The 14,989-nt window shown below is 40.6% G+C and carries 18 protein-coding genes and 1 tRNA gene; 9 read left to right on the forward strand and 10 right to left on the reverse strand.

Annotated features, from left to right (window positions below):
* Positions 1-121: 121 nt before the first annotated feature.
* Positions 122-682 carry a nuclear transport factor 2 family protein gene (locus G509_RS22805; protein ID WP_051200038.1) on the reverse strand — a complete coding sequence of 187 codons (561 nt, stop codon included), beginning with the start codon at positions 680-682 and terminating at the stop codon, positions 122-124.
* 243 nt (positions 683-925) lie between these two features.
* Here G509_RS22805 and G509_RS0107425 point away from each other — a divergent pair, with 243 nt between their 5' ends.
* The 3 genes from G509_RS0107425 to G509_RS23090 are packed head-to-tail and all read left to right on the forward strand — an operon-like array spanning position 926 to position 3,033.
* Positions 926-1,594: a TetR/AcrR family transcriptional regulator gene (locus G509_RS0107425; protein WP_026990938.1), complete on the forward strand. Its 669-nt coding sequence runs from the start codon at positions 926-928 to the stop codon at positions 1,592-1,594.
* A 4-nt stretch (positions 1,595-1,598) separates the two neighbouring features.
* Positions 1,599-2,933 carry an ABC1 kinase family protein gene (locus G509_RS21640; RefSeq protein ID WP_035738670.1) on the forward strand — a complete coding sequence of 445 codons (1,335 nt, stop codon included), beginning with the start codon at positions 1,599-1,601 and terminating at the stop codon, positions 2,931-2,933.
* Positions 2,887-3,033: a DUF2256 domain-containing protein gene (locus G509_RS23090; protein ID WP_081663261.1), complete on the forward strand. Its 147-nt coding sequence runs from the start codon at positions 2,887-2,889 to the stop codon at positions 3,031-3,033. Before G509_RS21640 ends, G509_RS23090 begins: the two co-directional genes overlap by 47 nt.
* A gap of 34 nt (positions 3,034-3,067) precedes the next feature.
* Here the strand turns inward: G509_RS23090 and G509_RS0107435 are convergent, their stop codons facing one another.
* The gene (locus G509_RS0107435) at positions 3,068-3,727 is read right to left on the reverse strand and encodes a hypothetical protein (RefSeq protein WP_026990939.1); all 660 of its coding nucleotides are present in this window, start codon (positions 3,725-3,727) and stop codon (positions 3,068-3,070) included.
* A 175-nt stretch (positions 3,728-3,902) separates the two neighbouring features.
* On the opposite strand from G509_RS0107435, the gene idi reads away from it, so the two are divergent.
* The 6 genes from idi (at position 3,903) to G509_RS0107465 (ending at position 7,094) form a co-directional block, all read left to right on the forward strand.
* Entirely contained in the window at positions 3,903-4,430 is a 528-nt protein-coding gene (gene idi / locus G509_RS0107440; RefSeq protein ID WP_026990940.1) for an isopentenyl-diphosphate Delta-isomerase, read from the forward strand.
* Between the two features lie 122 nt (positions 4,431-4,552).
* Positions 4,553-4,963, forward strand: a complete 411-nt coding sequence (locus tag G509_RS0107445) for a 6-pyruvoyl trahydropterin synthase family protein (RefSeq protein ID WP_026990941.1) — start codon at positions 4,553-4,555, stop codon at positions 4,961-4,963.
* Between the two features lie 6 nt (positions 4,964-4,969).
* On the forward strand, positions 4,970-5,938 hold the full coding sequence (locus tag G509_RS0107450; RefSeq protein WP_026990942.1) for a type I phosphomannose isomerase catalytic subunit: 969 nt from the start codon (positions 4,970-4,972) through the stop codon (positions 5,936-5,938).
* A gap of 55 nt (positions 5,939-5,993) precedes the next feature.
* Positions 5,994-6,260 (forward strand): hypothetical protein, encoded by a 267-nt coding sequence (locus G509_RS0107455; protein ID WP_026990943.1) that lies wholly within the window; start codon positions 5,994-5,996, stop codon positions 6,258-6,260.
* Positions 6,261-6,340: 80 nt separating this feature from the next.
* Positions 6,341-6,414: transfer RNA gene (locus G509_RS0107460), tRNA-Thr, on the forward strand.
* A 77-nt stretch (positions 6,415-6,491) separates the two neighbouring features.
* Positions 6,492-7,094 carry a 5'-methylthioadenosine/S-adenosylhomocysteine nucleosidase family protein gene (locus tag G509_RS0107465; protein WP_035738715.1) on the forward strand — a complete coding sequence of 201 codons (603 nt, stop codon included), beginning with the start codon at positions 6,492-6,494 and terminating at the stop codon, positions 7,092-7,094.
* Between the two features lie 73 nt (positions 7,095-7,167).
* Here G509_RS0107465 and G509_RS23890 read toward each other — a convergent pair whose 3' ends face one another.
* The 8 genes from G509_RS23890 to G509_RS0107505 form a co-directional block, all read right to left on the reverse strand.
* Positions 7,168-7,623: a hypothetical protein gene (locus G509_RS23890; protein WP_117590881.1), complete on the reverse strand. Its 456-nt coding sequence runs from the start codon at positions 7,621-7,623 to the stop codon at positions 7,168-7,170.
* A 15-nt stretch (positions 7,624-7,638) separates the two neighbouring features.
* A complete protein-coding gene (locus tag G509_RS0107475; RefSeq protein ID WP_026990946.1) occupies positions 7,639-8,370 on the reverse strand; it encodes a DUF4369 domain-containing protein in 732 nt (243 codons plus the stop codon).
* Positions 8,371-8,550: 180 nt separating this feature from the next.
* Positions 8,551-10,434, reverse strand: coding sequence for a T9SS type A sorting domain-containing protein (locus tag G509_RS21645; protein WP_051200040.1), 1,884 nt, complete (start codon positions 10,432-10,434; stop codon positions 8,551-8,553).
* 131 nt (positions 10,435-10,565) lie between these two features.
* Complete coding sequence (locus G509_RS0107485; protein ID WP_026990947.1) at positions 10,566-12,401, reverse strand: M61 family metallopeptidase; 1,836 nt, start codon at positions 12,399-12,401, stop codon at positions 10,566-10,568.
* A 94-nt stretch (positions 12,402-12,495) separates the two neighbouring features.
* Positions 12,496-12,837, reverse strand: a complete 342-nt coding sequence (locus tag G509_RS0107490; protein WP_026990948.1) for a hypothetical protein — start codon at positions 12,835-12,837, stop codon at positions 12,496-12,498.
* A gap of 3 nt (positions 12,838-12,840) precedes the next feature.
* Positions 12,841-13,155 carry a DUF3784 domain-containing protein gene (locus tag G509_RS0107495; protein WP_026990949.1) on the reverse strand — a complete coding sequence of 105 codons (315 nt, stop codon included), beginning with the start codon at positions 13,153-13,155 and terminating at the stop codon, positions 12,841-12,843.
* Between the two features lie 10 nt (positions 13,156-13,165).
* Complete coding sequence (locus G509_RS0107500; RefSeq protein ID WP_051200041.1) at positions 13,166-13,612, reverse strand: PH domain-containing protein; 447 nt, start codon at positions 13,610-13,612, stop codon at positions 13,166-13,168.
* The gene (locus G509_RS0107505; protein ID WP_026990951.1) at positions 13,588-14,982 is read right to left on the reverse strand and encodes an alpha/beta hydrolase family protein; all 1,395 of its coding nucleotides are present in this window, start codon (positions 14,980-14,982) and stop codon (positions 13,588-13,590) included. Before G509_RS0107505 ends, G509_RS0107500 begins: the two co-directional genes overlap by 25 nt.
* Positions 14,983-14,989 lie beyond the last annotated feature (7 nt).

Below are 14,989 nucleotides of genomic sequence, written 5' to 3' on the forward strand. Positions count from 1 at the left end.
CCTTCCGGCAAATATAACAGCAAAAATTAATCACGGCTTACATTTCCACTTTATTATTGTATGTACGCAGTAAACAAAAAATCCTCCGCGTGGCGGAGGATTTAGCAGCTTTTTCAGAAATCTATTTTTTGGCTTTTGGCCAAACAAAGCCAACACTTTCGGCAATGGGTTTTGGTGGCATAATGTTGCTGTGTGCTGTTATTTTACCATTTTTAACCGTATAAATTTCGGCGTCTTTAAATTTTAATGTTTTGCCGGTAGCTTTCTGGCCCATAAGGTCACCTCTCCAGGTGCCGGTCCAGTCGGCTATCACTACCACTTCGTCGCCATTGGCATAGTACTTTTCGTTTGTACATTTAAAATCAGGAAAAGCAGCCCTCCACTGCTTATGGTTTAATATAAGGCTGTCTTTGCTCTTGTAAACGTGGGCTTCACCGGTATCGCCATATTCGGTAAACGTATCCCCATAATCTTTAAAAACACCTGCTACATCATCTTTTACAAAAGCTTCATTAGATGCCTTAACAATGGCAATGTTTTTTTCGGTGGCCGGTACGGCTGTTGCTGTAGTATCTGTTGCGGCAAGGTTGGCTGCCGATTGTTCGTTTGGACCTGTTTTTTTGCACGAAACAGCCATAATGCCACACAGTGCAAAAGCCAATAGTAAGTGTTGTTTTTTCATTGGTTTAAATTATTGGTTATTAGGTAAATGTAGTTTATTAAAGCTGTTGTAGCAATACCTATGTATGGGTATTTTCTGTTTAAGAATATAAGGCGTAATTAACGCGGCTATCTTTCATTTTTTTTGAACGATAATTAACATGGCTTCAACGGCTTGATGTTATTTTAGGTATTAAATTTGTTATGATAATCTACGATTCTGGTTTTAATTCTTAAATCTGCAATCTTAAATCTGAACTTAATTATGGCCACAAAAAAAATAATACCACGAGAGCAGCTTACCAAAGCTGATATTATAGATAAATATTCTGACTATTGCCTTATGCATGGCTTTAAGCCAGCTACGGTTTATAAGTTTGCTAAAGAGAACGGTTTTGAAGAAGCCGACTTTTATAAATTCTTTGCATCATTCGATTCGCTGGAGCGTTTTTACTTTGTAGAGATGTTTAACCATGCGCTGGAAACACTGGAGCCATCGCCAACCTATGCCGACTTTGGTGGTGTAGAAAAGCTGAGCGCCTTTTACTTTACCTTTTTTGAAATTGCTACCGCCAACAGGAGTTTTGTGGTGTACAGCCTTAACGAGGGGTCGTCTAAATTAGATAACATCCGAAAGCTTAAAGAGCTGCGTGCCGAGTTTGGCAAATATGCACAGGCCGTGCTGGATAAGCCGTTTGAGCTTAAAAACCAAAAGGCAGATAAATTTCAGGGCGATGCCCTGCGCGAGGCAGCCTGGCTACAGTTTTTATCCATCTTTAAATTCTGGTTGCAGGATACCTCTCCGGGTTTCGAAAAGACCGATATTTTTATAGAAAAATCGGTTAAGGCGTCTAACGACCTGGTGTATAACTCGCCATTGGGCAGCCTTTTCGACCTGGGCAAATTCATCTTTAAAGAAAAATTTACAGCTTAATTACATGAAAAGACTCGATTCTATCCCCACAAATAAGATTGACAGGGTGGCCAAACTGGTTACCACAGGTGTGAAGGTAGGGGGGAATTACCTTAAATATTACGGGCAAAAAATGGTTAACCCAGAGTTAACCAAAGATGCCCTGCACGAAAATAACGCCGCCGATATTTATGATGGGCTTAAAGAGCTTAAAGGCAGTGCCCTTAAAGTGGCCCAGATGCTTAGCATGGAAAAAAACCTGCTGCCGCAAAGTTATGTAGATAAGTTTTCGCTAAGCCAGTTCTCGGTTCCGCCACTATCGGCACCGCTTGTAGTAAAAACGTTTAAAAAGTACTTTGGCACAGAGCCGCACGTACTGTTTGATGAGTTTAGTGCCGACTCTATAAATGCTGCCAGTATTGGGCAGGTACACCGAGCCAAAAAAGACGGTAAAGACCTTGCGGTTAAAATTCAGTATCCAGGTGTTAGAGACAGTATTAGTACCGATATTGCTATTGTAAAGCCCATTGCCATAAGGATGTTTAACCTTCAGGGCACGTCAGACGAGTATTTTCAGGAAATTGAAGACAAGCTTACAGAGGAGACCGATTATGTGTTAGAAATCCAGCAAAGCGAGTTTGTACGCCAGGCCTGCGAGGGTATTGAGAACCTTAGGTTTCCGCATTACTACCCTAAACTGTCCTGCGAGAAGATAATTACAATGGATTGGATGAATGGTGTCCACCTTTCAGAATATACCAAGATGCCGCACTCTCAGGAGGAGCGCGACAGGGTAGGGCAGGCGCTGTTTAACTTTTACATGTTCCAGATCCATAAGCTAAAATATTTTCATGCCGATCCGCATCCCGGTAACTTTTTGGTTGATGCCGAGGGTAACCTTATAGCGATCGATTTTGGTTGCATGAAAAAAATACCGGACAGTTTTTACATTCCGTATTTCGAACTCATACAAAAAGGCGTTTTAGAAAATGATGCTCTTTTTAGGGAAAAACTTATCGAACTTGAAGTTCTAAAAGTGAAAGATCAACCTGCCGATGCCGATTTTTTTGCTGCTTTGTTTAAAGAATTGTTGCAGGTATTTACAAGGCCGTACCAGTCGGAAACCTTTGATTTTTCAGATCCGTCATTTACAGGGGCCATTGCCGCACTAAGCGAAAAATTTGCTAACGATAAGACCCTGCGTAAAATGAATGGTAACCGTGGCTCTAAGCACTTTATTTACGTAAACCGCATGTTCTTTGGGCTTTACAGCCTGCTGGCAGATCTTGGATCGGTCATCAAAATAAACGATTATGAAAAGTACCACCTACAAGGGCAACAAGAGCTATCTGCCGTCTAAGCCTTGTGCTGCCTGCGGCCGCGAATTTACGTGGCGCAAAAAATGGCAAAACAACTGGGATGAGGTCAAATACTGCAGCGATAAGTGCAGAAGGGGATAAAAAAAAGATCCGCATGTGTACCATGCGGATCTTTCTATTTCTTTTTATAATAGTCTATAGACTGCACTACCTTTTCCAGCTGTGCTTTTTGCTCTTCATCATTATAAGAATATATAAAGCATAAGGCAAAACCATCTTTAACTGTAGCCATATAGGTTTGATATATAGATACTCCCTCCATCTCTATAGCAAGATTCATGGCATAAAATTCCCAGCCGTTAACCCTTACTTTTTTGAAATTTTCGTCTATATGCTTGTATTGTACCTGTCCTGAAAGAAGTAACTTTCGGCTTTGAGATAAATAATCTTCTCCGCTTCTTACACCTGGCGCTCTCTTTAAGCTCTCTGCTACAAGCATAAAGCTTGGGTTAAAAATTTCGGCAATGCCTTCCTTATATTGAAAAACTGTTAGTAACGAGGCAGAGTTTACTTCAGATGCTTTTATGGCAGCCTTCATTTTTTCGTTATCTCCAGCTACAAATTCAGCGCCCTCCTTCATCAGCTCTTTAGACTGTTCCTGTGTTTGCACCACCCAATTTTGAGGGATAGCTATCTGGATATCAAAAAATCTGTTTGTGTATCTGTTGTTTTTTACTGCCCCATAATCAAACCCTTCTTCTTCAATAATGGGTTTGTTATTGCAAGATGTTACTACTAAGGCTACAAGTAAAATAAATAAATTAATTTTTTTCATGGTTTAATTGTTGGTGTGGTAAATATATTTAATTAAGGATAAATAATTGGCATCAATAAATATAATAATCCTGACAAATGTTTTTGCAACATAGTTTGTCAAACATTCCAATCAAAAAGTTAAACCACTTCATATCCGCAAAACTTTTCTTATTTTTGAAAGCTATTAGGAGTTTATGACAGAAGAAAAAGTAATACTGGTTAACGAACAGGACGAGCCTATTGGGCTGATGCCAAAAATGGAAGCCCACGAAAAAGCGCTGCTTCATCGTGCGTTCTCGGTTTTTGTGCTCAACTCTAAAAACGAGGTTATGCTGCAACAGCGTGCTGCCCAAAAATACCACTCGCCACTGTTATGGACCAACACCACCTGTAGCCACCAACGCGATGGCGAAACCAACCTACAGGCCGGTACACGCAGGCTTCGCGAAGAAATGGGCTTTACTACAGAGCTTAAAGAACTGTTTTCGTTTATTTATAAAGCGCCTTTTGATAATGGCCTTACAGAGCATGAGTTTGATCATGTTATGATTGGCTATTATGATGCTGCACCCCAAATAAACCGCGACGAAGCCGAAAGCTGGAAATGGATGGCTATTGAAGATGTAAAGAATGATATGCTGGCCAGTCCGGAATTATATACCGTTTGGTTCAGGATAATATTTGATGAGTTTTACCATTTTTTAGAAGAACATAAGATATAGTTGATGGTTGTTGGTTGTCAGTTGTTGGTCTGAACCGAAGCTTTTTACCGACAACCGACAACCAAAAACCAACAACCAAAAACCAACAACCATCAACTAACAACTAATAACTAACAACCAAAATGAGAGTTACCGTTAGCCGAAGCGCCCATTTTAATGCCGCCCACCGCCTGTACCGCAAAGACTGGACAGAGGAGCGCAATAATGCCGTTTTTGGTAAATGCAACAATGCTAACTTTCATGGGCATAACTACGAGCTTATAGCAAGCGTTACGGGCAATATAGACCCGGAGACCGGCTATGTTATAGATATTAAAATACTTAAGGATATTATTGCCGATGAGGTAGAAACACCCTTCGATCATAAAAACCTTAACCTGGATGTGCCCGAGTTTGCTAACCTGAACCCTACGGCCGAGAATATTGCCGTGGTGATCTGGAACCGCATGCGTCCGCGTTTAGACCCAAAATTAACATTAGAGATTACCTTATACGAAACCCCAAGAAATTTTGTAACCTATAAAGGAGAATAAGAAATTATGAGCATTAAATTTTACCCATTAGTGTTTGAACCCATACTGCAGGACAGGATTTGGGGTGGCACAAAACTTAAGACCGATCTTGGTAAAAACATACCTACACAAACTACCGGCGAAAGTTGGGAGCTTTCTGCTGTAAGCGGAAACGTAAGCGTGGTTAGAGAGGGCGAATATGCCGGAAAGCCATTAACCTATTTGCTGGAGCAGTTTCCTACAGAGGTGCTGGGCACTAAAGTGCACGAGCAGTTTGGGGCGCAGTTTCCGCTATTATTTAAGTTTTTAGATGCCCGCGAAGACCTTTCTATACAGGTGCACCCTAACGACGAGCTGGCTAAACAACGCCACAACTCTTTTGGCAAAACCGAAATGTGGTATGTTATGCAGGCCGACCCGGGATCGCGCATTATTGTGGGCTTTAAAGAAAAATCAAGCCCCGAAGAGTATTTAGAAAAACTGGAAAGCAAAAAGCTAATTGATATCCTTAACCAGGTTGAGGCTAAAAAAGGCGATGTGTACTTTTTAGAAACCGGTACCATACACGCCATTGGCGCAGGTATAGTAATTGCAGAGATTCAGCAAACATCTGATATTACGTACCGTATTTACGACTGGGACAGGGTAGATGCTAACGGCAAAGGCCGTGAGTTGCACGTGGAGCAGGCACTGGATGCCATGAACTACAATACCACCGATACTAAAAAGGAATATAATAAAGATGAGAATAAGAGCAATACCATGGTAGACTGCCCTTATTTTACTACTAACTTTTTGCCGCTAAACGGTTTTACCGAAATTAGCAAAAATGGCAATAGTTTTACGGTTTATATATGTACTGATGGAGAATATAGTATTGAGGCAGATAATGTGACATATACCTTTAAAAAGGGCGATACAGTACTTATACCTGCCGGTTTAACTACATATTCGCTTACAGGAACGGCCACTTTGTTAGAAATATACATTTCTTAACAAAAAAATAGGATAGAAATTGTAGTTTTGCACGATAATTAAAAAACAAGAAGACATGTCAAGCGTTAAAAATTTAAAAAAAGATATCAATTTCGTATTAGGAGATATTATTGAAGCAGTTTACCTAACAGAGCTTACAACTACAGGAAAACCGTCTGAAAAATCAGAAGCTATAGTAGATGAGGCAATTAGTGCTTTTGATGCATTAATCAAGCAAGTAAACGCTAAAAAAGTAGAAGATAAAAAAGCGCACTTTAAAAAAATCAACCAACAACTGGAAGAAACTGCCGGTCAGCTTGTTGCAAAGATCAACGCACTTTAATCAAAAAAAATCAATAAAAAGTGCTAAAATAATTTTGGAAATTTAAAAACCACTCTTATATTTGCACCCGTATTGAGAACGCCGGTGTAGCTCAGCTGGCTAGAGCAGCTGATTTGTAATCAGCAGGTCGTGGGTTCGAGTCCCTCTATCGGCTCAATAAAACAACCGCTTCAGGAAACTGAGGCGGTTTTGTTTTTTTATACATTTGCCAACATATTTAATTCTGCACGTATGCTGCTTCCCGCTTTTGATAATTCCGCTATAAAAAACCTCCTTTCGCAAAACCCGTTATTTGTTTTTGCTTTAGAATCTGAAGCTACACACGAGTTTGCCTATGTTAACCCGCTTTTTGTGGGTATAGGCAAGCTAAATGCCATGTACCATCTGGTAAAAGCCATAGATAAGCAAAAACCGGGTATAGTAATTAATTTGGGGTCGGCAGGTAGCCTTACGCACAAGCGCGGCGATGTGGTTTGCTGTACATCATTTGTACAACGCGATATGGACGTTACAGCGCTTGGTTTTAAAAAATATGAAACTCCGTTTGCAGTACACGATCCGGTGCTGTTAAACGGCCTTAAAATTGACGGAATGCCCCAAGGCGTATGTGGCACGGGCGATAGCTTTGTGGTAGACCATAACACGACCGATTATAATGTAATAGATATGGAGGCCTATCCGCTGGCGTGGGTATGCATGCAGGAGCAAATTCCGTTTTTGTGCTTAAAATATATTTCTGATGGTGCCAATGGCGCTGCTGCCGAAGACTGGCCGGAAATGGTTAAGCATGCCGCGGCGGCCTTAAAAGCAGCTATGCAAAGCTTACAGATGTAGTTGATAAAGGGGTTTATTCGTCAATTTTAAATATCCTAAAATTGATAACCTCTGTTGTGTAGGGTTTCCTTTTTCAATTTGCCTTTCCCCTAACCAATCCAACAATTATATTAATCAGTAATAATGGCTGAAGGAGAATAAATATTGCGAAAAGTAATAACGGAAGTATTTCGGCAGAATCATTATAAAACGAATCTTTATAAATGATATTCAAAATTGGTGTTGCCACAAGATAAATAAATACAATGCCTGTAGTGGCCTTAGCGTGGAGTTTTGTGAGCTTAGGGCTTATATTAAGCCGTAGGGTATACAGTATCCAATATATTGCCCCCAAGAAAAAATAGAGCAGTGTAAAGAACACGGTAAAATGAAAACAGTCGATTACAAAATAGGTATCGTGTATATTTATGTCAAGCGTAGTAGTGTTGCTGATTAAATAGTACAGTGTACCCACAATAAAAATTAATAGGGCAGTAACCCAAAAGTAATTATCTGCCCTATGTTTAAATTTTATCTTCAAAGTTTTTATTTTTCTGAAAACTGGCTACTGCACCGGTGCAGCCTCTGCCTTTTTGCGGTCGGCTACATATTTGGTAAGCATTTTACCATAAAGCGATTTTGCTACCTGTGGGGTCATGCTCTTTCTAATAGTATCCAGGTATTTTGTGTTGGCATCCGGAATTTCAGATAAAGCTATGTAAGGACCAGCCTCATATTTAGCATTGTTAAGCGCAAAGTTGGCAGTATAAAGGTAACGCCTTTTTAGGTGCTGATCGCTTTTTAAAGATATACTATCCAACTGGGCTATGTTTTTGCTTTTGCGGGCTTCTATATCCTTTGCAACAAGGTCTAAGTTGGCATCGGTAAGGCGTTTTTTAACGGCAAGAAATTCCTGGTACACTTCCTGGTTTTTAGAGCCGGTTATTTTTGCTGCCGAATAAAACTTATCCAGATACGTAACTATTTTGATATTACCGGGTTCTGCAAAAAATTGCAGGTTATCATCTACAGAGTTGGTTTTAACCCTGTCTATTACCAGATACAGCATCTCCGGAGAGTCCAGCTTTAAGTGGCTCTCAAACGTTGGGCTGCCGTCTATAACTATAGTGTCTATATTTACAAGAGCGGTATCGGCATAGCGTTGTATAAACAGTTTACCCTTTTTAAAACCTTTAATAGTACCTGTAATGTGCACATTGGCATCGGCATGGTTTTCTTCTTTATTACAGGCAACAAGCAGTATAAGTGCAGAAAGGGCAAGCAACGTATTTTTCATGAAAAGGATAGTGTTAAAAAATTTCCGCAAAGTAATGAAAATTATGCTTAGCTACTATTTCGATATATGATTTTATGGAACTAATAATTATTTTTTGTTTTATGAGTCATTATGTTAATGAAGCAGATGTAAAACGGCTGCCATTTGGCAGCCGTTTCTGTAAGGGTAATTTAAAGAAAGCTATTGTTTTAAAAGCTTTTTAACCGTTTTAGTATTTGTGCTTCCTGTTATTTCTACAAAATAAGTGCCGGGTGCAAAAGGCGTGCTGTCTATTTGCAGGCTGTTAGCGGCTATTGCAGAATTAGTATACAGTGTTTTGCCGGTAACATCGTAAATTTTAACCGATGCTATAGTCTCTGTACCTTTGTTAAGAGCAATGGTTATGTTGTCTTTAGCCGGGTTAGGATATACCGAGAAATTAGTTTGATCTACCGCAACAACACTTAGAGGTGCCATAAAATGCGTTTCGAATGTATTGGTTACAATAGCAGGGTTAAAGTCGAAGTAAATACTGGCGTCGTTAGGAATAATATCGCCTACAGCAAAGCCTGCAACCGGTTTTACCCTAAAATAAATGTAGCCGTGGCTGCCTTCTTCGTTATCCTGTTCTGCCGGTAATAGTATGTGGTTAAAGGTCCACACCAAATGGTTATCCTGTCTGTCTAATACAAAATCGTGACTGGCATACAGCATTTCAACCGTGTTCTGGTCTAACTGAGGGTCTAAAACATCGTCTACGCTTACATTAAGGGCACTTGCAGTACCTGTGTTCTGAAAGCGTATCCTGTAGTATAGGTAATCATCATTCGTAAAGTCATCAATTAAAACATCGCGTCCGCGCGATTCGATTATATCGTTAGGGTCGTAAGAGCCAACCACAACCTGTGTGCTTACCGATGTATTGTTTTCCGGGGTTGCATCGTCTTCTAACGGTGTAATAGTAACGGTAGATGTAAATGCATCGTCCAGGTTAACATCCGGTATTACGGGTGTTTGCAGCGTAACTGTAAATGTGCGGGTTTCGAAGGGCTGCAAATTGGTAAAAGGAAGGTCGAAGCCTGTAGGCGATAGTACTGCGCTGCCATCAGATATTGTTGTAATAGTAGCATTAAGCTCTTTTACGTAATTGATCGATCCGGTAGCTATAGCCTGGTTGCCAAGGTTGGAGTATACAATTTGTTCGATATACGTAAAGCCCGGAACCGGCGGCGCGCTAACCGGTATGGTGTAAATGGCAAGGTCCTGGTACGGTGTGGTAATGGTTACAGGAAAATTATAGGTTACTACGGCATTGCCCGGCATAACGGGAATATCAGTATACGATGGTGTTGCAACCGTGTAGTAATCAGTATATTCTGGGGCTATATCGTACTGAAAATCATAAGTATTTCCTAAAACCTCATCATAAATAGTATAACTGCCATTAAAAGAGGTTACGGTGTGCACATTGCCATCATTATTAGCTTCGTATACAAAATTGCCTAATGGAAAACCCATCTCGCCGACATCCTGAACGCCATTGGCATTGGCATCTAAAAAGGCATTAAGGTTGATGCCTGAACAGTCTAAAGCGCCCTGGGAGTTGGTATCCATAATAGTAATGAGTCCCGCTTGGTTACTAAAATTGGTAACCATTATCATATAATATTCGCCGGCAACGGCGCCCGGTATATTAACCTCTTCTGTAGATGAGGCCGAATAGCTGCAATCTACAACTGCCGATGTATTTAAAAATTCCGGCCCGCAAACAGCACCCGTAAATGGCCCCCAGCAAATAAAATCGACATCTATAGGTGTATTGCCAAAGGTGTATTGTTCTATTAAAAAGTTAAGATCGCCGCTTTGGCTTACGGGCATGTAAAACCACGCAGGGTTAGGCTCAGAACCCAGGCACCCGTAACTTTCTACGGATAAAGGATCGGCATTTGGCGAAGCAATAGTATTCAAAAACGGTTCGCCAAGAGCGCCACAAAGCGGATAGGCATTGATACACTCGTTGGCGGTATCCTGCGCAAAGATGGTTTGCCCTATTGCAAAAAGGGCAAGGAGTAAAATTTTTTTCATAGTTGGTAAGATTTTAACTGCAAATTAATAAATTTATTAATACGTTGATAATCTATTTGTTATAATAATAAAAAAAATCTCCCTGCTCTTACAAACAGGGAGATCTCTAAAATTTATTAAGGCTGAAAAAATTATCCTTTAAGCCAAGCTTCTCTAAGTTTAGCCTTAGAAGCGTCGGTAGCCTGATAGCCTTCCATTTCTTCGGTAGGTAATTTTACTTTACCTTTTACGGTTTGCTCTTTACCGTCACGCTTTACTTTTACGCTAATAGCATCACCATCTTTGTAGCCCATGCTACTTGTAATAAGGTCGTAAATATTATCGTAGTTGTAAGCAACATCGTTTATGGCAACAATAACATCGCCCTTTTTAATGCCAAGAGTTGTAAAGAATTCGTTTGGCTCAATATCTGTCCTCACAAAAATTTCTTTAGTTTGGTTTACACCAATAAGCGGCTCTTGCTCGCCTTTAATAAAGGGGTGGCCCGGTTTTTTAATGGTAGTTTTGGTAACGCCCATTTTAGCAAAGTAGGTTTCGTAAGGTATAGGCGCATTGCCCGCAACGTATGTTTTTAAGAACTCGCCCACGGCAGGGTAGGTAAGTGCTGTAATTTTAGCAAATAAATCTTCATCATTAAAAGGCTTGTTACTGCCGTATTCTTTACTCAGGTCGCGCATAAGGCTAAGAACGCCTCTTTGCCCGTTGCTGCTTTCTCTTAGCTGTATATCAAGGCACATAGCAATAAGCGCCCCTTTTTGGTATACGTTAGCATAAGCATCTTTATAGGGCTTTTGCAATACGTTTTTACTCATTTGGGTAAACGGCATGGTATCATCAAAACTTTTAGCCTGTTCAATTTTATCGGCAATGCGCACTAAAAAGCCATCTTCGTCTATAAGGCCCTGCTGCACCTGGAACAGGTTGGCAAAGTATTCGGTAACACCCTCGTACATCCAAAGGTGCTCACTCATTTTTGGCGTGTTGTAGTTAAAGAACTGAATTTCTTTAGAGTGTACGCTAAGTGGCGTAACAATATGGAAAAACTCGTGCGATACTACATCTTTAAGTGTTTCTTCCAGCTGGTCAAGCGGCATCATCTCTGGCAATACCACTGTTGTTGAGGTAGTATGCTCTAAGGCACCAAAGCCCTGTGCATCTTCTTTACCTGCCGAAGAAAGATAGATAAGCACACTGTATTTTTTAGTACTGTTTATAGGGCCTAAGAATTTTTTTTGCGCCCTCATCATGGTTTCCATAACAGGGGTAACATCTTTAGCAGTTACTTTGCCTGTAGGCGAGAACACGCTTATAAGTATCTCCATACCATCTACGGTAAACGTAGTATAATCGGGTTTAGAGTACATAATTGGGTGGTCTACCAAATCAGGGTAGCGTGGCGATGCAAATTCATCTATCTCGTTGCTGGCATTGGTATCGGTTAGCGATGTAGACGCCCAAAGCGTTGAAGGGTGGGTAACGGTAACCTCGTACGGAAGTTCGCCTTTGCCTTCAAAATAGCCTATAAAACCGTGGGTATTAAGCAGTATATTCTGGTTAGCCAGAATGTTGGTGCCCGATGGTGAGAAAATTGGGTCTTCTTTCTCGGTTTCGTTATCAAAAGTATCGTTAACCAGGTAGGTTATCTTAGCCAGCTTTTTGGCACCGGTTATTTTCCATGAGTTATCATCGGCTTTGGTTACGGTAAGCTCTTTGCCTTTGTTGTCAAAAGCCTTAAAGCCTTCTATAAACTGGCCGTAATTATCTTCAGAGTACGTTCCCGGAATAATTTTAGGTATAAAATAAGTAACGGTTTCGCTCTTAAAATCCTGTGGTATAACAGTAACGGCTACTTTATCGTCTTTTATTTCTTTAAGGTCTATGGCAACCTTAATGTCTTTGCTTTTTTGGGCATAGGCAAAGCTGCCCATGGTTAACGCTAAAGCCAGCGTATAAACAAATCTTTTCATAAATTAAATATCTTGTTGTATGTAAGTCGGCCACAAGTGGATTTTGTTACAAATAAAGATAGGAAATTTAAAATAAATACAATTAAAAAGTAAGTTACTCGCCATAAAATACCTCTGTGACCAATAACGTGTTTGGGTCAAAATATATTTTAGCCTCTTCAGACGCGCCAAATGAAGAAGGATAAGACAGGTAATACAAATTCTCTCCGTTGAACGGATAAATGATTATCTCTGCCGATTGTTCGTCCTGAGTCCAGTATTGGAAGTCAAGATCGCCCATAATTTTACGGGCTTCATTTAAAGGCATTCCTACCGTAACTAAATAACAGTTTTGTTCGAACATTCGGCTTCGCGCCTCTAATCTTATAAAGATAACTATTTGGATAAGCACAAGCATAATGCCTATTATGGCAAAGATATTTTTGGTTCTCTTCATTTGCTATTTGTTATTATACAACCTGTATTTTTTAGTATTGCCCCTGATTATAAAATACAAAACCCCTGTTGTAATTATACATAACGAAAGGCTGTCTTCCATATTGGGTGTGTTGGCATAGTAAATAAAAATATCGGCAGCAATAAGCGTTGCAGCCATAAAAAACATAACATTTCTAAACAAAGTAGCCACAGCGGTAATATTAACTTTAGCTTTTTCCTGCGCCGACATAGTATTATATCCGGCGAGTAAATTATACATCTTGCCGTATTTAATGGATATGCCTAAAACTATTAAGAGTATTGCAATTGCCCACATACTGTTTAATTTATGTTATGCTGGTTTTACTAAGCTTTAATTCTATGTTGTTGTTTATTTGCAAAAGATGGAGTATAAAGGATTTTTTGTCTTTAGGAGATACCACTACGCTGTTATACCCCGTAAAGAAAAGCTCCAGCCGGTCTAACGATAACGCGGGGGAGCTTACCCAATTAGAATCGTCGCTAATTTTTCGAATGGATGAAATAGCGACTGTTTGTTTGCTGAATCCACATCTAACAAATAAGTTATCGCCATCTACTACATAATAAGTAGTAAAAAATAAGTGCGCTACAAAAGCCATAGTGACAAGCATTATCAATAGGCCGGGCCATGCACCTTCGTATAACATAACGCCGGTGCATCCGCCCAAAACTACGATAAGTGGTATAACTAACTCCCAACCTATCTTAGATTTGTAAACCACATTGCCTATTTTACCTGTTGCAGTATCCATGTAGAGATCTCGGTAAGTGCAGCGGGAGCAAAGGTTTCTTCAATCTCGGCATATTCCTGTGGAGAGCCTGTTGTGCTGGTCTGGAACAGGTGGTTTAAGCCCGGCAGTTGCTTTGTAGTAACTTTTTTGTTGCCACTTTTAGCAGCTGCCCTTTTAATGGCATCCAGGTTGGCAGTTGGCGGAACCTGTAAATCTTTCTCACCATTAAGAGCCAGTATTGGGCATTTTACTTTTTCTAATGCCGGGTAGGGGTCGTATTTTATAAAGTTGCTAAACCACGGCGATGATACCTCTGCAGCCTGGTTGTCTACATACGGGCCCAATTGATCTTGCGGTACACCTTTAGAAAGTAGTAATGGTTTTAGTTCGTTAGTAAAAACTTCGGTAGCCCTCTTTTTAGCTGTTGCGGCATCCGGGGCTTCTTTAACGGCTGTATACACCTTTTTGTTGATGGCTCCGAGCTTGTTCAATTCTTCCTCGGGCATGCCGTTGGCTTTGCCTATAAGATAGTTTTGAAGCATCAATATCTCATCGCCTGGTATGGCTGTGCCTGCAAGTAGCACTATATAAGCTACATCGGCATTAGCATTGGCAACAATAGGGGCAATAGTACCGCCTTCGCTATGGCCCATAAGCCCGATTTTCTTCTTGTTGATTTCTTTACGGGTTTTAAGGTAATCAAAAGCCGCCTGAACATCGGTAGCAAAATCGTTTGTAGTGCCTTTGGTAAAACTACCGGTAGATGCCCCCGTGCCACGATCATCATACCTTAAAACGGCAATGCCTTTTTTGGTAAGATAGTCGGATAGTATCAGGAATGGTTTGTGACCGAGTAGCTCTTCGTCGCGGTTTTGTGCGCCGCTACCTGTGATTAAAATAACGGCCGGGTAGTTGCCCTCTTTTTTAGGCAGGGTAAGTGTACCGGCAAGGGTAATGCCTGCTTTCTCGTTTTTAAAAGTTATCTCTTCCTCATAATATGGGTAGGGTTTTACAGGCTCCTGCGGACGCTTTGGTTTTTCTGCAACGGCAGGGTTGCGGCTCAGGTCAAGAGGCAAATCGTTACCGCCCTGGCTAAACGTACCTTTAATTACATCGTTCTCTAAGGTGCCTTTATAGCTTATGCCACCTTGCGGAATACCAAAAGCAAGCAAGTTGTTCTCGAAACCAATGGCTTGTATGGGGATGTTTTTAGCACCCTGATCCGGGCTATCCATAGTGGCGGTGTAACCGTTTTCTGTTTTATTAATGTTGATGGTTATGCGCAGCTTGCCGCCCGGAAACACCAGCTGGCCATACCACGGGCCCGAAATGTCTTGGGCAAAAAGGGTTGTTACTGCAAACAGAATAACAAATGTGAATAGTTTTTTCATTTTTTGT

The sequence above is a fragment of the Flavobacterium subsaxonicum WB 4.1-42 = DSM 21790 genome (assembly GCF_000422725.1).
Lineage (GTDB): Bacteria > Bacteroidota > Bacteroidia > Flavobacteriales > Flavobacteriaceae > Flavobacterium > Flavobacterium subsaxonicum.